Source organism: Endozoicomonas sp. NE40 (assembly GCF_040549045.1).
Classification (GTDB): domain Bacteria; phylum Pseudomonadota; class Gammaproteobacteria; order Pseudomonadales; family Endozoicomonadaceae; genus Endozoicomonas_A; species Endozoicomonas_A lisbonensis.
Window position 1 is genome coordinate 1,075,446 of the sequence record NZ_JBEWTB010000002.1, and the last position, 21,333, is coordinate 1,096,778.

A 21,333-nucleotide genomic window follows, 5' to 3' on the forward strand; every position below is an offset into this window, starting at 1 on the left:
TTTTTCTCACCAACCAATCTATTAGGGATTATTATAATGTTGCAAAACGCCTTTGGGGTGCTGCAGAAAATCGGTCGTGCGCTGATGCTGCCTGTAGCCATTCTGCCAGTTGCGGGTATCCTGCTGGGTATCGGTGCTGCTGATTTTAGCTTCCTGCCTTCCCTGCTGAGCCAGGTGATGGAACAGGCCGGTGGTGCCGTCTTCGGCAACCTGCCACTGCTGTTCGCTATCGGTACCGTACTGGGTCTGACTGACAACGACGGTGTTTCCACTCTGGCTGCAATCGTTGGCTACGTGGTCATGCTGGCCACCATGGGTCTGGTTGCAGGCCTGATGGGTGTTGAAACCAAGTCCATCATGGGCATCACCTCCATCGATACCGGCGTATTCGGCGGCATCCTGTCTGGTGCTCTGGCGGCGGTCATGTTCAACCGTTTCTTCAAGATCCAGCTGCCAGAATATCTGGGCTTCTTCGCTGGTAAGCGTTTCGTACCTATCGTTACCGCTTTCGGTGCCATCATTCTGGGTACCATCCTGGCGTTCGTATGGCCTCCAATCGGTGCGGTGATCGACTCCTTCGGTAACTACGCTGTTGAAGGCAACCCGGTAACCATGGGCTTCGTATACGGCTTCATCGAACGTATGCTGATTCCTTTCGGTATCCACCACGTATGGAACGTTCCTTTCCAGATGGAAATGGGTCAGTTTGTTAACGAAGCGGGCCAGGTATTCACTGGTGACATTCCTCGCTTCTTCGCTGGTGACCCGACTGCAGGCTTCCTGGCTGGCGGCTTCCTGTTCAAGATGTTCGGTCTGCCTGCTGCGGCTATCGCTATGTGGCACTCTGCCAAGACCAAGCACCAGAAGCGTGTTGGCGGCATCATGGTATCCGCAGCCCTGACCTCCATGCTGACCGGTATCACTGAGCCAATCGAATTCTCCTTCATGTTCCTGGCTCCGGCTCTGTACGTTGTACACGCCCTGCTGGCAGGTTTCGCTTTCGTGATTACCAACTTCCTGGAAATCAAGATGGGTGCTTCCTTCTCCCACGGCCTGATCGACTTCGCCCTGTTCTCCAGCATCGGTACCAAGTCCTTCTGGCTGATTCCTCTGGGAGCTGTATACGCTGCGGTTTACTACGGCGTATTCCGTGCGGTAATCACCAAGTTCAACCTGAAGACTCCTGGTCGTGAAGACGAAGAAAGTGGTTCTCAGGTAGAAGTAGGCCCTGAGCTGGCTGGCAAGCTGATCACCGCTTTCGGTGGCAACGCTAACATCAAGTCCATCGACGCTTGTATCACCCGTCTGCGTGTCGCAGTGGTTGACGTAAACAAGGTTGACCAGGCTGCCATCAAGGCACTGGGTGCTCGCGGTGTTATGGTGGTTGGTAACAACATGCAGGCTATCTTCGGCACACAGTCTGAGAATATCAAGACTGCCATGAACGAAGTGAACAAGTCTGGCGGCATGACTCCGGCAACTGCTTAATCAATCGTTAACCGATTAAATTAAGCGACATCAGAAACGGGGGCTTTTCGAAAAGCCCCCGTTTTCTTTCGAAAAGCCCCGATAATTTAACTCGCTGTTTCAACACCTAAGTACGAACAATTATCAAAACACTGACACAAGAACAACATCCAAACCCAACGTCAGACTCAATCCCTAACTTCACCAGCCAGATGCCTAAAAATCCATGTTATCAATTGAAAAAAAAGAAATAGATTATCGCCAGGGCTTAAGCCTTAAGGCTTCTGGCATCACCGGACACTATCGACAATAAGCATCAGCGCATTCGCCACAAAACCTCACACTTGCACCTACCAGCCAAGCACAAGTCACAAATCCACGATTACTAAAAATTGACGAAGATCATATTTTTTTATCGAAATCTTACATAACATTTCACCACCTTTTGTAAGGAACTGTTTCAGCACCCAGCTTTACCTGTCGGTACGTAACTCTACATCTCTACATCTGGGTTTTGCTGATTCTGTTTACGCATTCGATTTCAGTTCTTTCAGCTGCTTGCCTGCTGCTTTTCAACGGGACGGACAGCTTTTGCCTGAAAAAAGTTCATTCACGCATTCGTTAGGCCTCTATCAGCTATGCGCTTTAAGAAAAGTTTACTGGCGGCATCGATCATCGCATCGATGGCACTGACCGGTTGTACTGACAACAGTAGTGACGACGAAATCACGGTTGGTCAGCCTCCCCTGAAGCCTCTGGGTGAGATCGCCCTGCAGTATGAAAACGTACTGAATCGTACCGGTAACCCGCTGGCCCTGCATGACAAGGACGAATACGACAACGTTGCCTACAATCCACTGTACGACAACGGTAGCTGGCACGGTTTCCTGCTGCCGGGCAGCGCTGACACCTACGGCAGTTTCACAGGGCCTTCCATTATTGCGGAAGAATACAATGTGCTGCTGGGCAAATACATGGATCAGCTGTCCCTGACCGACAGCGAAGGTAAGGTTTACGACCTGACAGCCGCCAAAGCCCCTGAGCTGATCTCCTACCCTGGTGCCCTGTACCAGCGTTATGACCTGGGTGACATTGAAGTTGCTATGGAGATGCGTTTTGTTGATGAGCGTGTCTCACTGGTTAAAACCACGGTTCTGAACAAAACGGATTCTGCCAAGGAACTGACCTTTAACTGGGCCGGTGAATTAACTGAAACCCTGTATCGCGGACCGGATGGCACAGACCCGGAAACAGTAACCGGAGAATACGGCGAAGACTTCCGCACATTAACCGCCACCAACGACGGCATTAATGTTCGCCTGAACGAGCAGCGTGACACCTGGTCAATGCTAACCCAGGACGACGCAACCTTTATGATTCGTCGCGATCTTGAAACCACGCCAAATACAGTTGACTCGCTGAGCTACGAAGTTAAATCCAGCTCTGTCACTGTCGCCTCCGATGCAGCAACCACAGTCTGGACAACCCAGGCTTACGGTCATGATGCTGATGAAGTCGCAGCGATTGAACAGACAACGACAAAAATTCTGGACAATCCGGAAGGCTACTTCCAGAAATCTGCAGATCGCTGGGAAGGCTACCTGAAAAACGGCCTGACCAACAAAGACGCTACAGAAGAGCAAACCCGTCTGGCGGTTAAGACCATTCAGAGTCTGCACACCAACTGGCGCTCCCCTTACGGCTTCCTGAAAACTGCCGGTGTCACCCCTTCCTACACCGCTCCGTGGTTTGCCGGTGGTGTATGGCCTTGGGACAGCTGGAAGCACGTTTACGCTCTGGCGCACATCAACCCGGATCTGGCAATGGATAACGTTCGCTCCATGTTTGATTACCAGGTTGACGAAGATGACACCCTGCGTCCACAGGATGCCGGCATGATCATTGACGTTGTCTTCCCGAACATGCAGAGCCTGCGCGAAGACAAGCCATTTAACAATGATCAGGATTTCTACAACAAGGTCACAAAAAATGGCACCAGACACCTCGACGGTGGCAACTGGAACGAGCGGAACACCAAGCCATCTCTGGCTTCCTGGGCCGTATGGGAAACTTATCTGGGCCTGAAAGAGCAAAATCGTGAAGACGATGCGAAAGCATGGATCAAGGAAATGTACCCTCAGCTGGTTGACTACCATAACTGGTGGTACAGCAACCGCGACATCAACGGCAACGGCATTGTTGAATACGGCGCCACCATGGATCCGTCTCACAATGGTGCGCTGGTTGGCGGTGAAATCGTTGAAGGTGAAGAGCTGAAGTTCCACTTCACTTATTCCGACGACCTGAACATGTCTGAAGACCTGAAGGACATGATGGGAGAGTCCTGCCTTGAAGGTGATGACCAGGAACAAACCTGTTTCAGCACAGATATGTACGACGCAATGGCAGAATGGGGTGAGGCGGATATCTTCGCTCCGGCACAAGATGGCGTAGGCTGGGAGTCCGGCCGGGATAACGCGGCCAACTTCGGTTTCATTGATGAAGACCAGCTACAAAAGTATGCCGATGAAGAATACGGTGGCGACATGGTACTGGCCCGTGCGGACTGGACTCCGGGCTTCTTCCAGATTCAGAACAATGAAGGTGACGCGCTGGGCTACGTTATCAATCAGGAATCTGTTGATATCAACTCCTATCTGGCGGCTGAAAAGAACTTCCTGGCCGATATGGCTGAGATTCTGGGCGACGAGGCTGCTGCTGAAACCTATCGTGACGACGCAGAGAAAATCGCCGAGTACATCAACAAAAACATGTTTGATAACGCAAGCGGCTTCTATTACGACCTGAAGATCACCCGGGACGATGTAGAACCTTACGGTGTCAACGATGAAGCTGAGCTGCTAACTAAACGCGGTCGTGGCCCTGAAGGCTGGTCCCCGCTGTTTAACAATATTGCATCGGAAGAAAACGCCCACCAGGTTCGTGACGTGATCATGGACGAGGACGAGTTCAACGCTGAGGCTGTACCATTCCCAACCGCTTCCAAGAGCAACCCGGCTTACCATCCGGACATCTACTGGCGTGGCCGTGTCTGGGTTGATCAGGTGTACTTCGGCCTGCAAGGCCTGGCGAACTACGGTTTCGACCAGGAAGCCCAGGAGCTGATGGACAAGATCCTGAACAACGCCGACGGTCTGCTGGAAGACGGTGCTATCAGGGAGAACTACAACCCTGAAACGGGTGCAGTTCAGGGCGCTACCAACTTTGGCTGGAGTTCCGCGCACTTTTACATGATGTACCGCAACTTCATGAACAAGCGCACTTCTTCATGAAGTACCGCAACGTCATAAATAAGTTTGAGTAAATCTGACGACCTGTTTTTGAACGGCTTTTTATAAACAACGTTTAAATAACTTTTTAAAGAAAGAGTGGCTTTTTGCGGCCTTTATCCCTGACGGGTACTGGCCGCACTTTTAAACCACCGATTATTGATCTGTTAAACCAAGCACATGAGTAAAGAAATGAAAAAGACATTACTGGCTATCACCGTTATTACCGCTTCTTCCAGCGCAGTTGCTGGCTGGACTTCTGACGATGGTCGACTGACCATTGGTGGCGATGCCGAGATGAACTTTGACATGGTTGACAACAAAAACGGTGTCAACAGTCCAACAATAAAAGACAACAATGGTAACACTAACACCCAGCTAGCTGACGACTCCCGCGTCATGCTGGACGTGACCTGGCGTGACGCCCGTGAAGACGGCAGCTTTGTTCAGGCCACTGCTCAGCCTCTGCTGAGAGCAGACGGCAACGTTGAACTGGATGATGCCTACTTCGCATTCGGTATGGACAAGGACTGGATGTTCCAGATTGGTCGTTACGAAGCCATAGATCTGTTCCCACTGGGTAAAGATACTGCTGTTTTCTATGCGGCTGGCAGTGATGAAATGGGTGAAGGTGTTTATTACTACATGGCAAAAGAAGGCCGTGGTCGACGTGGTAAAGCGGGTCAGGCAAGGGTTACCGGTCAATTTGGCAACTGGACTTCTGAAGTTTCTACCGTTTACGGCGACACCACAGAGATTGTCGGTAAAGCAGAAACTGATGCTGAGTCTAAAAGCAATAGCTTCCTGGTTCGCCCTGCCATTAACTACCTGAGTGATGATGGAAACGTTAGTATCAGCTTTGGTGCCGAATATGAGATGTCAGACGACTCCGTATACAAGACCGAAGGTGGTACAACCCGCGACCTGGCTGACCGTTACGGCCTGTCCGCTACAGCGACCCTGACCTTCGGTAAACTGATCTGGAACAACAGCATGGCTTATCAGGATGCTGAAGAACTGTGGAAGGCAACCACCTTCAACAGTAACATCATTTACAATGCTTTTGGCCTGGGTGCGTCTGTTGCTAAAAACGATCACGTAGACAGCACTAAGTCAGATACCGATTCCTTCGTCGTTTACACCGCTTACACCGTACCAGTACTGGACTTCCATAACGCCGAAGTGACTTTCGCACTGTCCCACTCCAAAACAGAAAATGCTTACGGCACCAAAGGCAATGACGAGAAAACTACAGCCTTCCGTACGCGCTTTAACTACTACTTCTAAACGAATAGTCTGAGAAAATCAGACATTCCGGAAGTCGATAACCTGACACAGACATTACACTTCTACTGTCGTCTGTATCAGGTTATTATCCACCTCCCTTTTTCTCACCAACCAATCTATTAGGGATTATTATAATGTTGCAAAACGCCTTTGGGGTGCTGCAGAAAATTGGCCGTGCGCTGATGCTGCCTGTAGCCATTCTGCCAGTTGCGGGTATCCTGCTGGGTATCGGTGCTGCTGATTTTAGCTTCCTGCCTTCCCTGCTGAGCCAGGTGATGGAACAGGCCGGTGGTGCCGTCTTCGGCAACCTGCCACTGCTGTTCGCTATCGGTACCGTACTGGGCCTGACTGACAACGACGGTGTTTCCACTCTGGCTGCAATCGTTGGCTACGTGGTTATGCTGGCCACCATGGGTCTGGTTGCAGGCCTGATGGGTGTTGAAACCAAGTCCATCATGGGCATCACCTCCATTGATACCGGCGTATTCGGCGGCATCCTGTCTGGTGCTCTGGCGGCGGTTATGTTCAACCGTTTCTTCAAGATCCAGCTGCCAGAATACCTGGGCTTCTTCGCTGGTAAGCGTTTCGTACCTATCGTTACCGCTTTTGGTGCCATCATTCTGGGTACCATCCTGGCGTTCGTATGGCCTCCAATCGGTGCGGTGATCGACTCCTTCGGTAACTACGCTGTTGAAGGCAACCCGGTAACCATGGGCTTCGTATACGGCTTCATCGAGCGTATGCTGATTCCTTTCGGTATCCACCACGTATGGAACGTTCCTTTCCAGATGGAAATGGGTCAGTTTGTTAACGAAGCGGGTCAGGTATTCACTGGTGACATTCCTCGCTTCTTCGCTGGTGACCCGACTGCAGGCTTCCTGGCTGGCGGCTTCCTGTTCAAGATGTTCGGTCTGCCTGCTGCGGCTATCGCTATGTGGCACACGGCTAAGACCAAGCACCAGAAGCGTGTTGGCGGCATCATGGTATCCGCAGCCCTGACCTCCATGCTGACCGGTATCACTGAGCCAATCGAATTCTCCTTCATGTTCCTGGCTCCGGCTCTGTACGTTGTACACGCCCTGCTGGCAGGTTTCGCTTTCGTGATTACCAACTTCCTGGAAATCAAGATGGGTGCTTCCTTCTCCCACGGCCTGATCGACTTCGCCCTGTTCTCCAGCATCGGCACCAAGTCCTTCTGGCTGATTCCTCTGGGAGCTGTATACGCTGCGGTTTACTACGGCGTATTCCGTGCGGTAATCACCAAGTTCAACCTGAAGACTCCTGGTCGTGAAGACGAAGAAAGTGGTTCTCAGGTAGAAGTAGGCCCTGAGCTGGCTGGCAAGCTGATCACCGCTTTCGGTGGCAACGCTAACATCAAGTCCATCGACGCTTGTATCACCCGTCTGCGTGTCGCAGTGGTTGACGTAAACAAGGTTGACCAGGCTGCCATCAAGGCACTGGGTGCTCGCGGTGTTATGGTAGTTGGTAACAACATGCAGGCTATCTTCGGCACACAGTCTGAGAATATCAAGACTGCCATGAACGAAGTGAACAAGTCTGGCGGCATGACTCCGGCAACCGCTTAATCAATCGCTAAACGATTAAGCCACTTCATAAACGGGGGGCTTCTCGAAAGAGAAGCCCCCCGTTTTTTTATCGATATAAAAGTGGTGAGTGAAAAAGTCAGATGTCGTAAGGAATGATGAGGGTAACTTCGAGCCCACCCTGCGGATGGTTACGAAGGTTCAGCTGCCCTCCGTGAGTACCCACCAGGTGTCGTGCAGTGATTAGCCCCAGACCGTTACCGCCGGGATTGCAGGCCTCACCGTGTTCGAAGCGGCGATAGGGCTGAAAGACTTCTTCTTCCATACCTTCTGGCAAGCCAGGTCCCTGATCCCTGATAACAATCCGGTTATAACTATCTTCCACAGAAAGGGAGATATCTGCATTGCCACCATAGACCACTGCGTTATCAATCAGGTTTTCAAGGCAACGCCTTAACGCCAGCGGTTTACCGGTCACAATCTCGTACTCATGACACTTAAGGCTGATCTTCTGTCCAACAGACTGACCAGCCCGGGCGATACTCTCCAGCACCTGTTTCAGATCAACACTTTCGGGGTTTTCATGGATATCAGTATCCCGAACCATCTGAAGAGCACTTCGCACCATCATGTCCAGATGATCAATATCTTCAACAAACCCCTGTCGTTCATCGTCGTCATCCAGCATCTCTGCCCGTAGCCGTAACCGTGTTAACGGGGTTTTCAGGTCATGGGAAATTCCGGAAAACAGCTGTTTCCGGTCATTCAGGAAGTGCTGAATATTCCTCTGCATGCGATTAAATGCACTGGCCGTGGTTTTAAACTCTCTTGCCCCTTTTTCGGGCAGATACACGGGCTCAAAGCTTCTGCCAAAATTTTCAGCCGCCCTGGATAACTGCCCCACCGGTTGCGTCAGAACATAGATCATCCAGCTGCCAAATATCAGCAAAACCGTTAACCCGAACAAATAAACCAGTTGCAGATCCATTGGCAGGGAAGACGACATAATGGCGGAATCTGGCATCAGGGTAGCAAGGTACAACCACTCATTGTTTGAAACCGGCACCTGTATCACCAGAATCGGCAACGACAGCGGCTCAACAATCAGTGCATGCTGACCCCAGCTTTCGGTCAGCTCCGTCAGGTAGGTCTCGTTATTAAACACCCGCAGTGTTTCCGGTGCCGAAAACGCAATGCTGATATCACCATTGGCATGGAAGGCATCAAGAGTATCCTGAAAGCCATTAATCACAATACCCTGACTACGGGTTCTGGGCAGTTCGTCGATCTCGATAAAGTCACGGTTGAGCGTCACAAAATAACGCGTTCCACCCATATCCCGTAACTGATCCAGAATGATGTGTCGATAACGGTTTGGCAGGGAGTCAAAGTATTCAATAGTAGACGACACCCGCATAGCCATATTGGATACAACGTTTTCCAGCGCCTTCTCCTGTGTCGTCCGGCTTTGATAAGTCCAGACAAAGCTGATGACCAGTTGCGAAGCAAACACCAGCAGCAGCATAAACATAAAGAACCGCCCCGGCAGAGAGTCAGGCAGCAGGACGCGACTCAGGGAAGAAAGCCTGCTCCACCACTTTCTGGTCGTTTTACTGCCAGCAGCTCCGGAAGAACCACCCCGGCCTGCCGTTGCTTCGGCATCAACATCAACAAACTCAGACAAACAGCTATTTCCTCATGCAGGCACTTTATCAACCCATTCGACTTCAGTCGTCAGGATGTAACCCTGCCCCCTGACCGTTTTGATCAGTTCCGGCGCACGGGCATTTTCACCCAGACACTGTCGTAGGCGGCTGACATTCACATCAATAAAACGATCCATGGGTGCCGAGTTGCGCTTGCGCGTTACTTCAGCAATGCTCTCACGACTCAACACTTTGCCCTGATTGCGGATAAACAGCATCAGCAGGTTGTAGTCAGCCCCCGTCAAAGGTACAGGTTCACCTTCAGGTGAGGTCAGCTCACGGGTTACCTTATCCAGACAGAAACCATTGAAAACCGCATAACGCCCTGTTGTTTTTGGCTCAGCCACCTGCTCGCTGCGGCGGAAAATCGCTTTAATGCGTGCCAGCAGTTCGCGAGGGTTAAACGGCTTGCCCAGATAATCGTCAGCGCCCATTTCCAGACCAATGATTCTATCCATTTCATCAGAAACGGCTGTCAGCATTATTACCGGTGCTTTTGAAAAAGTACGCAATTCCCGGCAGACATCAAAACCATCCATACCCGGCATCATGATATCCAGCACGACAATAACCCGTGACTCATCCTCTCCGGCAGAACGCCACTCCTGAAACTCCTGTAAAAAGCTTTCACCGCTGTTGGCGGCAATGACGTTATAACCATTCTTTTTCAGATAGCTGGCCAGCAGATCACGAATCGAGTCATCGTCGTCTACAACAAAAACAGTGCTAGAATCAACCATAAGCAACCAAATCCCAATATACTGCAACATTATGTCTCGGGTAGAGACTGTAACATAATGATTTAGCTCAATTTTAGATAAATTGATCCAACACTGTCATACACATATCTCTCATCGACCCCGTACTAATGCACAGATAAAATGTAGAAACCACTGCGCCTCTGAATGAAGCACGAAAAGCGACAGCTTAACTGTTTTTACAGATGAATGTTAGGGGAGGAAGCTTTGCGTTCAGGGTTAAAGTTGTTATCGTTTTAACATCAAACAGAACCCATCACTCATACGACAGAAAATGAATAAAAAAACATTTCTGACTGAAGTTGCCAGCCAGCTTGAAGCCATTTACAAAGCCAGCAAGTCGGGGCTGAAACCAGGCGCAAAGGCACGCCATCGCTGCGAAGGCTTTATGCACGCCGGAGAGTTCATGGGGGTAGCCTCCAGAGAAGAACTCTCTGCACTGATGGAACAGTGCCATCAAAAAGTCTTTGGTGAATCCATTGCAGAAAGGGAGGCACAGAAAAAGCGGCAACAGAAATGGTCGTCAGAAAGTGTTGATTACAGCGAATTCGAAAGCCCGGCTTTTGACCGCAAGAGGTAATACTTTTGTTACTTTCCCTCAACCCACGCTGCCACCCGACTATTCAAGGAGGAGCCATTTATACCAGAGCCTCTAATCCTCAATTGTCCGAGTTCACTCCAAGGGTATTACTGCGGATCACGCTGAGACATTTACGTACATGAAGGGGCTCTATCCATCTTGTCACAATCATGCATCCTTGCAAAAATGCCACTGTGATAGCTAGTTGCCCCATTTGAACTGACTATTATCTGAAAGTATTCGTGCTTTTAAGGCTGGTGAAAGGCAATTCTCTTCAGTTTTAATTGGAGCATTTTTGAAAAACAGATGCTGTTGATCTGAAAAGCCAATCAAGAAAAGCAGCCAGTTATTTTTTTATACTATGATAATTTACGATTCTAAAAAGTGGAATTCTCTTTTCACCACCTTATTCAAGACCTATAAATACAGCTACAACATGCGCCAGCTGTTAAGGTTTATTTTTTATACTACTTTGTATGCTATCAGCGCCACTCTGCTGAATATGCACTATCTGGCTGATCTATATCAGATCGATACAGATTTCTTTTCATTGATCGGTGTTATTCTATCCCTGTTTCTGGTGTTTCGCTTAAACTCCGGGTACTACCGCTGGTGGGAAGGAAGAAAAGCATGGGGAGCACTGGTAAACGATTCCCGATCCCTTTCTTTGAAGCTAGATTCAATCATCCCAATTGAAGACATGAATAAAAGAAGATATTTTGGAAGGCATATTTCCAATTTCTGCATGTCACTCGTTCTTCATTTAAGAGACAGCACAGACCTCAACAAGTACCATCTGGAAAAAAGTGACAAGGCTGATGAAATTGCTGAGTTCAAACATCATCCAAATAAGTTTGGCTCCAAGCTCTTTAGAGAACTGGAGGCCATGCATAAAAACAATAATATTTCAGATTTCGACAAATATTTTTGCAATAAGCTGGTACAGCGATTCATCGATACACTAGGCACGTGCGAACGAATTAAAAAAACACCCATTCCATTTTCACACAGCACTTTCATTAAGCTATTTATCGTAATTTACATTATAATTTTGCCCTTTGGTCTGGCCAATGTATTTGGCTACTTAACCATTCCAGCTGTAATGGTAATGGCTTTTGCCATGATAGGTATTGAAGTCATTTCAGAGGAAATCGAAAATCCATTCGGGACCGATGCCAATGACCTGCCTATCGGATTCATTACCGATACAATTACCGAGAATGTATTTGAAGTATTAGGAATCGATCACGAAATTGGCTACACGGCTAAAAAATACTCTCTGGCCGAAGAGGCCGAGATAATACATTAAATTACTTATACCAATCAAAATAATTAGCTTCGTTATGAGCATGACTTTCTGGGCGGTTAGGCAAGGCGGTGTGAGGAGTCATAGCCGTAGCTATGGCGACGATCACCAACGCAGAATAACCGCCCAGAAAGTCAGCGCAATAGAATAGCTAATTATTGCGATTGGTATTACACAGGGCCGGGAGTGATTAAAAGCGCAATGATTGCTAATCATGGAGATCAAAAAACCTGATTAGCAATATATATTTTAGCTTCGATTTTCTGATACAAAAAAAGAGCGGGATGAGAATTCATCCCGCTCTTTTAATTGCTTCAGATTACTGTGTTACAGCATTTCTGTGCATTACTCGCCGTAGTAAGCTTTCTTCAAAAGCTCTTCCAGCTCGGTCACCAGCGGCATACGCGGGTTAGCGGTAGTACACTGATCTTCAAATGCAAAGGCAGCCAGCTCTGGTACTTTAGCCAGAAACTCTTTCTCACTGAAGCCCATTTCTTTCAGGGAGCCTGGCATATCAACCTTCTTCATCAGATCACGAACCGCATTGGCCAGAGACTTAACGCCTTCATTAGTCGTACTGTGAGGCAGACCCAGAGCCTTGGCGATTTCGGTGTACTTCTCGTGCGCAATGTAGTGATCGTATTTCGGGAAAGTCGCTACCTTGGAAGGCTTGCTGTTACCGTTATACTCAATCACGTGCGGCAGCAGCAGGGCATTGGCCAGACCGTGAGGAATCTTCATCTCGTGGCCCAGCTTGTGCGCCATGGAGTGGTTGATTCCCAGGAACGCGTTGGCAAACGCCATACCCGCAATACAGGAAGCATTGTGCATCTTCTCACGAGCGCGCTTGTCGGCAGACTCGTAAGACGCTGGCAGGTAATCGAAGGTCAGCTGAATCGCCTTCATTGCCAGAGCGTCAGTGTAGTCAGACGCCATTACCGATACAAAAGCTTCCAGAGCGTGAGTCAGCACGTCCAAACCTGTATCAGCAGTCACCTTCTTAGGTACAGTGGCGACCAGATTCGGGTCCAGAATTGCTACATCCGGTGTCAGCTCGTAGTCTGCCAGCGGGTACTTGATGCCTTTTTCCTTGTCGGTAATTACCGCAAAGGAAGTCACTTCAGAACCGGTACCGGAAGTGGTTGGAATAGCCACCAGACGTGCCTTTTTGCCCAGTTTAGGGAACTTGTACACACGCTTGCGGATATCCAGGAACTTCTGCGCCATGCCTTCGAAGTCAGCTTCTGGCTGCTCGTGGAACAACCACATGCCTTTCGCCGCGTCGATTGGAGAACCTCCACCCAGTGCGATAATCACGTCCGGCTGGAAACGGTCCATATCTTCGGCACCGGCACGAATAGTGGCCAGAGACGGATCAGGCTCTACCTGGTTGAAGACACGCACCTGTACCGGAATCTGACGACGGTTCAGATGATATTGAATCTTGTCAACATAACCCAGACTCTGGATGGTTTCGTCGGTCACAATGAATACACGAGAGATGTCTGGCATCTTCTCAAGGTACTGCAGGGAGTTCGCTTCGAAGTAAATTTTACGGGGAAGCTTAAACCACTGCATACTGACACGACGCTTAGCTACGCGTTTAATGTTAATCAGGTTAACAGCGGAAACGTTGGACGTGGTGCTGTTACCACCGTAAGAACCACAACCCAGGGTCAGGGAAGGCATATTGGTGTTGTACAGGTCGCCAATCGCACCGTGGGTAGACGGCGAGTTAATGATAATACGGCCGGCTTTCATCGCCAGGGAGAACTGATCGATGACGTCATCGTCCTGAGCGTGCAGAACCGCCGAATGACCCAGGCCACCGAAGTTCAGCATTTTGTCTGCCAGCTCAATACCGTGCCGGGAGTCACGGGCTTTCAGAACACCCAGTACCGGAGACAGTTTCTCGCGAGACAATGGGAACTCTGGACCCACACCTTCAATTTCAGCGGCAATCACACGAGTTTCCGCCGGAATCTTAATACCCGCCATTTCTGCAATCACAACCGGCTTCATGCCGACGATCTTGCTGTTAACATGACCGTCAACAATCACGACTTCCGCCAGCTTTCTGGTTTCTTCAGGTTTAGTGAAGTAAACGTTCAGCGCCTTCATCTCTTTGATAAACTGCGGATAGACGGCTTCGTGAACAATTGCAGCCTGCTCGGAGGCACAGATCATACCGTTGTCGAAGCTCTTGGACATGACCAGGTCGTTGGTCGCCTGCTTCAGGTCAGCCGTACGGTCAATGACACAAGGCACGTTACCCGGACCTACACCCAGGGCAGGCTTACCGGAAGAGTACGCAGCGCGAACCATGCCGGAACCACCTGTCGCCAGGATCACAGAGATGTCCGGATGAATCATCAGTTTCTGGGTCGCTTCCAGAGAAGGCTTTTCTACCCACAGAATGCAGTCTTCCGGCGCACCTGCTTCAATAGCAGCGTCACGCAGAATACGGGCAGCTTCGCTGGAACACTTCTGGGCAGACGGATGGAAAGCAAAAACAATCGGGTTACGGGTCTTGGCGGAGATAATAGACTTGAACATCGTGGTCGAAGTCGGGTTGGTCACCGGCGTAATACCGCAGACGATACCCACTGGCTCTGCAACCAGCATGAAGTCTTCTTCCTGATTATCTTCAATAACACCGACAGTTTTGTCGTATTTGATAGAGTGGTGGATAAATTCGGTCGAGAAGATGTTTTTGGTCACCTTGTCTTCCAGAATACCACGGCCGGTTTCTTCAACCGCCATGCGCGCCAGTTCCATGTGCGCTGCCTGACCAGCAAGAGCCATCGCCTTGGTGATACGGTCGATCGCTTCCTGATCCAGCTCCAGGTATTTTTCACGAGCGGCTTTCGCTCGATCCAGCAGAGCGTCGAGTTGCATCTCAACCTCTGTTTTACCGGTTTCTTTCTTTACTGCTTTGGCTGACTGCTTGTCAGTGGCCATTTGCATTACCTCATACTTGTCATCGAAATCCTTCCAAGCCTGGTTCGTTCATTCAGGCTTTAGCAGGTATGCACGCCGTGCCATGTTATTCACAGCTATCTTGACGTGTTACCGCTTTCCGGAGCGGGTCGTTGCCTGCTCCTTTTTATATTTCGTTATTGGCAGCTCTTTATTTTCAGAACTGCCCTGCAGTCCGCAGTGGGGGTTGCCTCTGCGCCTGTCAAGTTTAAGGTGATTACCATTACCGCATTTCAAACCGCCTTGAACGGTTTATCAGATAAAACGCCTAACGTCGTTTGAAATCTGGAAATAGCAATACATAAGTACAATAAAGTGTCAGTCTCTGGCTTGAGGAAGCCTGCCTGCTGGCAGGCTTCTCATCAGGAACACATGCCTCAATGTATGAGCCATGTGTTAATCCTGCAACTCAAACTCAGTGCCTGGCGATAAAGTCATTCAGCAGAGCTTTTACGTCTTCAGTCGTAGGCTGGTTTACAGCCGCTTCAGCCATCACCTTCAGTTCTTCGTACTTGTGGCTACGCAGAACTTTCTTAACACGTGGGATAGAGGTCGCGCTCATGGAGAATTCGTCCAGACCCAGACCCGCCAGGATCAGGGAAGCACGCTCGTCACCGGCCATCTCACCACACATACCGGTCCACTTGCCCGCTTCGTGGGAACAATCGATAACACGCTTGATAGCACGCAGAACAGCCGGAGCCATTGGGTCGTACATGTCAGCGATCATTTCGTTACCACGGTCAACCGCCAGAATGTACTGGGTCAGGTCGTTGGTACCGATGGAGAAGAAGTCCATTTCCTGAATCAGCAGGTCAGCTACCATAACAGCCGCTGGTGTCTCAACCATGATGCCCACTTCAACGGTGTCGTCGAAAGCGATGCCTTTGCTGGTCAGTTCAGCTTTAACGTCAGCAACGATCTGCTTCAGACGACGGGCTTCCTCAACCGAGATAACCATTGGGAACATGATCTTCAGCTTACCGAAAGCGGATGCTCGCAGGATGGCACGCAGCTGAGTGTTCAGGATCTCAGGCTTGTCGAAGCACATACGGATCGCACGCCAGCCCAGGAACGGGTTCAGTTCCTGTGGCAGATCCAAGTAAGGCAGGTCCTTGTCACCACCGATATCCAGGGTACGGATAACCACCGGACGGTCAGACATAGCTTCAGCCACTGCCTTGTACGCGTCGAACTGCTCTTCTTCGGTAGGCATCTGGGTACGGTCCATGAACAGGAACTCAGTACGATACAGACCTACACCCTCAGCACCGTGGCGGTTTGCACCTTCGGTGTCTTTCACGGTACCGATGTTGGAGCAGATTTCGAACTGCTTGCCGTCAACGGTAGTGCATGACAGGTCTTTCAGTTTGGACAGTTCTTTACGCTCTTCGTCCAGCTGCACCTGCAGGGTCTTGTAAGAATCGATGGCAGACTGGTCAGGATTCACCAGTACCTTGTTGTTGATGGCGTCCAGAACAACAGTGTCACCGTTCTGGATGCTGTCAGTCGCTACCTTGGCACCAACGATGGCTGGCAGTTCCAGGGAACGGGCCATGATCGCAGAGTGAGAAGTACGGCCACCAATGTTAGTGATAAAGCCCCATACGCGCTCCAGATCGATCTGGGACGTTTCAGACGGAGTCAGGTCATCTGCAATGATGATGGTGCCGTGAGCCACATCTTCCAGAGACGCCATGTCGATACCCAGCAGGTTCTTGATCATACGACGACCAACGTCCTTGATATCAGCAACACGCTCACGCAGGTAAGGGTCGTCCAGCTCGGCCAGCATCGCAACGTTCGCTGCAATGGTTTCACTCAGTGCCGCGTCAGCAGGCTTCAGGCCCTTGATCGCTTCAACAACTTCTTCTTCCAGCTCTTCGTCAGTCGCTACCAGGATATGACCTTCGAAGACTTCAGCTTCTTCTTCGCCCAGCTTGGCAGCCGCTTTGTCGCGGATTGCCTCCAACTGTTCAACCGTTTTAGCGATAGCATCTTTGAAGCGCGCGATGTTTGCGTCTACTTCAGAGCTGTCCAGTACGCCATCGCTGATTTGAAATTCAGCTTCTTTAAGGACAAATGCTTTACCAATGGCAACGCCGGAGGAAGCAATGATGCCTGAGAACATAAACCACCCACATTTATATCAATCTAAAACCGATGCTTGCATATAACAAAAACATTTAACACAAGACATCAGTAATATTTAATCATTTAGTTTCTAACAGAGTTCCTGAACAATCACCTGACCATGCACAGACTTTGACATTAAATCACATTTAACATTTTCAAATGGAATAAAGCATCGAAACTGTCAGAAGCAATCAATCAATTCCAAGATAGTGCAACATTTGATAAAGCGCTCTGCAAAACACTCATCAAACAAATAGCCAAACAAAAAAACAAATACACTCAAATTCAAACATCGAGATATATGAATTGTCACTTCATATAATGTTTTTTCATTTAAAACGTGAAGCCCAAACAAACCCCGCTCGAATTTATCTAGCCGGAGAAAATTACAACACCGTTATGTGAATTTCCCTGACCTGAATCAGTATTTCCCTGCCACCAGTCCAGAAGGCGTCATGATTGCTGCAAAGCCGCTGTGCTGCTCACCCCGTAGCTACCCCGGAGTAGCAAGCATACGTAACAATACTCACCCGCAACACTATAAGAGCAACGTGGCATTTGTATATAATTGCCAAATGTCGCACAATAGCGGGATGGCGTTGCCATGCTTTCGTAATCATCTTCCTTTGAATGGTGACTGCGGTAATAAATACCTCTGTATTTATACACTGTTACCATCGTAACAGGTAAGAGCAGGTCGAATTATGAAACAATTTTTCAATAATTAACAGATTGAGAAAGGCTTCTTTACATCGTTTCTGGTCTTTTGATTAAAAAAAGCAATTAAAATGGCAATCAGAATGTTAATAATGACTGTGATTACTCAACCACGGTCAAATAAAAACATTCGCTCCCAGTTCAATTCAACCGGACGCCTGTCCGGTTGAAAAAACTCGATGAAGCAAACCCTTCAGGGATGCATCACAACTGTTACCACTGACCGAGGAAACGTTTATGGCTCTGGTATCTATGACTGAAATGCTGAACAAGGCACGCGAAGGCAAATACGCCGTAGGCCAGTTCAACATCAACAACCTGGAATGGACTCAGGCTATCCTGACTGCTGCTCAGAAGACTAACGCTCCAGTTATCCTGGGTGTATCTGAAGGCGCTGCTCGTTACATGGGCGGCTTCAAGCTGATCACCGCTATGGTTGGCGCGCTGATCGAAAGCATGGAAATTACTGTTCCTGTTGCTATTCACCTGGACCACGGCTCCAGCATCGAGAAGTGTAAAGAAGCGATCGACGCTGGCTTCACTTCCGTAATGATCGACGGTTCTCACGGCCCATTCGAAGGCAACGTTGAGATGACCAAGACCGTTGTTGAATACGCTCACGCCCGTGGCGTTTCTGTTGAAGCTGAGCTGGGTGTAGTTGGCGGCCAGGAAGACGACGTTATTGCTGACGGCGTTATCTACGCTGACGCTCAGGAGTGTAAAGAACTGGTTGAGCGCACTGGCCTGGACTGTCTGGCTCCGGCTCTGGGTTCTGTTCACGGCGAATACGCTGGCGAACCAAACCTGGGCTTCACTGAAATGCAGGAAATCAACGAACTGACTGGCGTACCTCTGGTACTGCACGGTGGTACTGGCATCCCAACTGCTGACATCCAGAACGCTATCAGCCGTGGTACTGCAAAGATCAACGTAAACACTGAAAACCAGATCGCCTGGACCAAGATGGTTCGCGAAGTTCTGGCAAACGACGCTAAAGTTTACGACCCACGCAAGGTTATCGGTCCTGGTAAAGAAGCGATCGTTGAAACCGTAATGGGCAAGATCCGCGAATTCGGTTCCGAAGGCAAGGCGTAAGCTCTGACTTCTGTCCAGCAGCCACCTGGCTGCTGGATGCCTCTCCGGACATCCGCTCCAATCTCTTCCCCCCCCCTTTTTTTACCGATTAACTTTGCTGGCAAAAAAGTCAGTCACGCTACCAGGATGCGAACCAGTCCTCTTCAGGCTAAAAGACTCATAGCCATTCGAAGTTCGCACCATTGCTGCTTTCCACTTGTATTTCCTATCACTCTGCGAAGTATTGTTAACCAGCATGATAAAATCATCAATGTTCAGGAAATACTGCTCTTTCTGATTGACCAGCAGCAGAAAAAGCCCTCCCCCTATATAGATGACACACAGATGATATCTATTATAAATCCCTGTAGCAGATTCAACCGATTCCTCCATAAGCCAGACCTGCCCAACTCGCAGTGCATTTATCTGAGACACCAGCGCCACCTGATCAACGGCCTCCCCAAGAAAATACCCATCTTCAGTCCGATAGTTCTCATCATCAGACTCATACCTTCTGGGAAACTGATAAGCATTTGCAGGAGGCGAAAAACCAAGTACATAATCAGCAACCATAAAGCGGGCAGCCTGAGATGATTTCAACAGAGCCTCCCCCTTTTCAGGCTGATCCCAGAAGCTCAGAATCCGACGCCATACATCACGAACCGTCCTGTCGAACAAATCATCAGAATGAACCAGACACGGGCTTTTACTCAATATTAATGCCTTTTTTTCAGGGGTAAGTGTTTGAAAAAAAGACGCCTTGATGTCTTCAAAATAGGCGTACACCACACGACCATCGGGAGCCGTATAAGCTACCTGAACAGGTCTTTGGGGCCTGCAACTCAGAGCCCCGAAATCAATATTCATATAACGTTTTGACTTCGCAGAACCACAGCGCGACTCATGCAGAAACCGAAAAGTGTAAATTATTGCGTGGTTCGAATATTCAGGCAAATAACTCCCCACAGACCGAACCATCTCCTCGGGACCATTGGGCGTCTTGCTGCCTGACAGGCACCAGCACCGGTTATCGTTTATCTGGTCAGCTCTCAACAGACCGGCAAACAGCAAAAGGGACAGAAGCACCACTGATTGAGTCGTTTTTTTGATCGTGAGTGCTTTTTCATAACAGTTCACACATACCCCCAACTGCAAACCACCGTTCAACCCGGATCAACCGACCGAGCGGTCAGGCTACCTTAACGAACATCCGACAATATAGCCTTCTTACCGTATAGTGCCTGCCTTTTCATACCTGCCAGCCCCTGCTCATAAACCATTCAAATCCTTTTGCCTTTTTAGAACAGTTGAACTTTGCATCCATCAACCAAGGTGGCGATAATATAAACAGTCCTCCATAGCTCAAACGCCCCTCTATAACCTTTTTATCAATAAAAAAGGAGCAAGCCATGGCACTGATCAGCCTCAGACAGCTTCTCGACCACGCTGCCGAGAACCGTTACGGCGTCCCTGCCTTTAACGTCAACAACCTGGAACAGATGCGCGCCATCATGGAAGCAGCCGACGAAACGGATTCGCCGGTCATTGTTCAGGCTTCCGCCGGAGCCCGGAAATACGCTGGCGCCCCCTTCCTGAGACACCTGATACTGGCGGCCATTGAAGAGTTTCCACACATTCCCGTAGTCATGCATCAGGATCACGGCACCAGCCCCGCCGTCTGTCAGCGTTCAATACAACTGGGCTTTTCTTCTGTCATGATGGACGGCTCACTGAAAGAAGATGGTAAAACCCCTTCCAGCTACGAATACAATGTTGAGGTGACCCGCCGAACCGTTGAAATGGCTCATGCCTGTGGAGTTTCTGTAGAAGGGGAACTAGGCTGCCTCGGCTCTCTGGAAACCGGTGAAGCAGGTGAAGAAGACGGCGTTGGCGCCGCGGGTAAACTGTCCCATGACCAGCTACTGACCGACCCCGACGAAGCTGCAGAGTTTGTTCAGGCCACCCATGTCGATGCCCTCGCCATCGCCTGCGGTACCAGCCATGGTGCCTACAAATTCACCCGTCCTCCGACTGGCGACATCCTTGCCATTGACAGAATCCGCGAGATACACAAACGCATACCCAACACCCACCTGGTGATGCACGGTTCTTCATCAGTACCACAGGACTGGCTCAAGATTATTAACGACAACGGTGGAGAAATACCGGAAACCTACGGCGTTCCTGTCGAGCAGATCCAGGAAGGCATTCGCCATGGGGTACGCAAGGTCAATATCGACACCGATCTGCGCCTGGCATCAACAGGGGCCATTCGCCGTTTTATGCAGGAAAACAAATCAGAGTTTGACCCACGCAAATACCTTACTGTCGCCACCCGGGCAATGAAAGACATCTGCCTTCAGCGCTATCAGACTTTTGAAACGGCAGGCAATGCTTCAAAAATCAGGGCATTAAGCCTGGAAACCATGTTCGACCTCTACAACAAGGGCAACCTTGACCCCAAAATCCAGTAATCCGGATAACCGGTT

At 49.6% G+C, this 21,333-nt stretch carries 13 protein-coding genes; 8 read left to right on the forward strand and 5 right to left on the reverse strand.

Annotation, left to right across the window (positions count from 1 at the left end):
* The first annotated feature begins 36 nt into the window (after positions 1–36).
* The 4 genes from ptsG (V5J35_RS05725) (at position 37) to ptsG (V5J35_RS05740) (ending at position 7,630) form a co-directional block, all read left to right on the forward strand.
* Positions 37–1,488, forward strand: coding sequence for a PTS glucose transporter subunit IIBC (gene ptsG / locus V5J35_RS05725; protein WP_354010331.1), 1,452 nt, complete (start codon positions 37–39; stop codon positions 1,486–1,488).
* A 617-nt stretch (positions 1,489–2,105) separates the two neighbouring features.
* A complete protein-coding gene (gene ygjK, locus V5J35_RS05730; protein WP_354010340.1) occupies positions 2,106–4,760 on the forward strand; it encodes an alpha-glucosidase in 2,655 nt (884 codons plus the stop codon).
* Positions 4,761–4,949: 189 nt separating this feature from the next.
* Entirely contained in the window at positions 4,950–6,044 is a 1,095-nt protein-coding gene (locus V5J35_RS05735; RefSeq protein WP_354010341.1) for a carbohydrate porin, read from the forward strand.
* A 134-nt stretch (positions 6,045–6,178) separates the two neighbouring features.
* On the forward strand, positions 6,179–7,630 hold the full coding sequence (ptsG, locus tag V5J35_RS05740; protein ID WP_354010342.1) for a PTS glucose transporter subunit IIBC: 1,452 nt from the start codon (positions 6,179–6,181) through the stop codon (positions 7,628–7,630).
* Positions 7,631–7,727: 97 nt separating this feature from the next.
* Here the strand turns inward: ptsG (V5J35_RS05740) and V5J35_RS05745 are convergent, their stop codons facing one another.
* The gene (locus V5J35_RS05745; protein WP_354010343.1) at positions 7,728–9,272 is read right to left on the reverse strand and encodes an ATP-binding protein; all 1,545 of its coding nucleotides are present in this window, start codon (positions 9,270–9,272) and stop codon (positions 7,728–7,730) included.
* Between the two features lie 12 nt (positions 9,273–9,284).
* Complete coding sequence (locus V5J35_RS05750; RefSeq protein ID WP_354010344.1) at positions 9,285–10,034, reverse strand: response regulator transcription factor; 750 nt, start codon at positions 10,032–10,034, stop codon at positions 9,285–9,287.
* Positions 10,035–10,326: 292 nt separating this feature from the next.
* Here V5J35_RS05750 and V5J35_RS05755 point away from each other — a divergent pair, with 292 nt between their 5' ends.
* Entirely contained in the window at positions 10,327–10,632 is a 306-nt protein-coding gene (locus tag V5J35_RS05755; protein ID WP_354010345.1) for a hypothetical protein, read from the forward strand.
* A gap of 361 nt (positions 10,633–10,993) precedes the next feature.
* Positions 10,994–11,941, forward strand: coding sequence for a bestrophin family protein (locus V5J35_RS05760; protein WP_354010346.1), 948 nt, complete (start codon positions 10,994–10,996; stop codon positions 11,939–11,941).
* Positions 11,942–12,283: 342 nt separating this feature from the next.
* Here the strand turns inward: V5J35_RS05760 and adhE are convergent, their stop codons facing one another.
* Both adhE and ptsI read right to left on the reverse strand, forming a co-directional pair.
* Positions 12,284–14,899: a bifunctional acetaldehyde-CoA/alcohol dehydrogenase gene (adhE, locus tag V5J35_RS05765; protein ID WP_354010347.1), complete on the reverse strand. Its 2,616-nt coding sequence runs from the start codon at positions 14,897–14,899 to the stop codon at positions 12,284–12,286.
* Positions 14,900–15,332: 433 nt separating this feature from the next.
* Positions 15,333–17,048, reverse strand: coding sequence for a phosphoenolpyruvate-protein phosphotransferase PtsI (ptsI, locus tag V5J35_RS05770; protein WP_354010348.1), 1,716 nt, complete (start codon positions 17,046–17,048; stop codon positions 15,333–15,335).
* 959 nt (positions 17,049–18,007) lie between these two features.
* Between ptsI and fba (V5J35_RS05775) the strand changes: the two genes are divergently transcribed.
* Positions 18,008–18,865, forward strand: a complete 858-nt coding sequence (fba, locus tag V5J35_RS05775; RefSeq protein ID WP_354010349.1) for a class II fructose-1,6-bisphosphate aldolase — start codon at positions 18,008–18,010, stop codon at positions 18,863–18,865.
* Between the two features lie 81 nt (positions 18,866–18,946).
* Here the strand turns inward: fba (V5J35_RS05775) and V5J35_RS05780 are convergent, their stop codons facing one another.
* On the reverse strand, positions 18,947–19,711 hold the full coding sequence (locus tag V5J35_RS05780) for a hypothetical protein (protein ID WP_354010350.1): 765 nt from the start codon (positions 19,709–19,711) through the stop codon (positions 18,947–18,949).
* A gap of 542 nt (positions 19,712–20,253) precedes the next feature.
* On the opposite strand from V5J35_RS05780, the gene fba (V5J35_RS05785) reads away from it, so the two are divergent.
* Positions 20,254–21,318, forward strand: coding sequence for a class II fructose-bisphosphate aldolase (gene fba / locus V5J35_RS05785; RefSeq protein ID WP_354010351.1), 1,065 nt, complete (start codon positions 20,254–20,256; stop codon positions 21,316–21,318).
* Positions 21,319–21,333: the final 15 nt, after the last annotated feature.

Excerpts from the sequence above, each read along its gene's own strand:
- ptsG (WP_354010331.1), top strand. The coding sequence starts at position 37 with ATGTTGCAAAACGCCTTTGGGGTGCTGCAGAAAATCGGTCGTGCGCTG.
- ygjK (WP_354010340.1), top strand. The coding sequence starts at position 2,106 with ATGCGCTTTAAGAAAAGTTTACTGGCGGCATCGATCATCGCATCGATG.
- V5J35_RS05735 (WP_354010341.1), top strand. The coding sequence starts at position 4,950 with ATGAAAAAGACATTACTGGCTATCACCGTTATTACCGCTTCTTCCAGC.
- ptsG (WP_354010342.1), top strand. The coding sequence starts at position 6,179 with ATGTTGCAAAACGCCTTTGGGGTGCTGCAGAAAATTGGCCGTGCGCTG.
- V5J35_RS05750 (WP_354010344.1), bottom strand. The coding sequence starts at position 10,034 with ATGGTTGATTCTAGCACTGTTTTTGTTGTAGACGACGATGACTCGATT.
- V5J35_RS05755 (WP_354010345.1), top strand. The coding sequence starts at position 10,327 with ATGAATAAAAAAACATTTCTGACTGAAGTTGCCAGCCAGCTTGAAGCC.
- V5J35_RS05760 (WP_354010346.1), top strand. The coding sequence starts at position 10,994 with ATGATAATTTACGATTCTAAAAAGTGGAATTCTCTTTTCACCACCTTA.
- adhE (WP_354010347.1), bottom strand. The coding sequence starts at position 14,899 with ATGGCCACTGACAAGCAGTCAGCCAAAGCAGTAAAGAAAGAAACCGGT.
- ptsI (WP_354010348.1), bottom strand. The coding sequence starts at position 17,048 with ATGTTCTCAGGCATCATTGCTTCCTCCGGCGTTGCCATTGGTAAAGCA.
- fba (WP_354010349.1), top strand. The coding sequence starts at position 18,008 with ATGGCTCTGGTATCTATGACTGAAATGCTGAACAAGGCACGCGAAGGC.
- V5J35_RS05780 (WP_354010350.1), bottom strand. The coding sequence starts at position 19,711 with ATGAATATTGATTTCGGGGCTCTGAGTTGCAGGCCCCAAAGACCTGTT.
- fba (WP_354010351.1), top strand. The coding sequence starts at position 20,254 with ATGGCACTGATCAGCCTCAGACAGCTTCTCGACCACGCTGCCGAGAAC.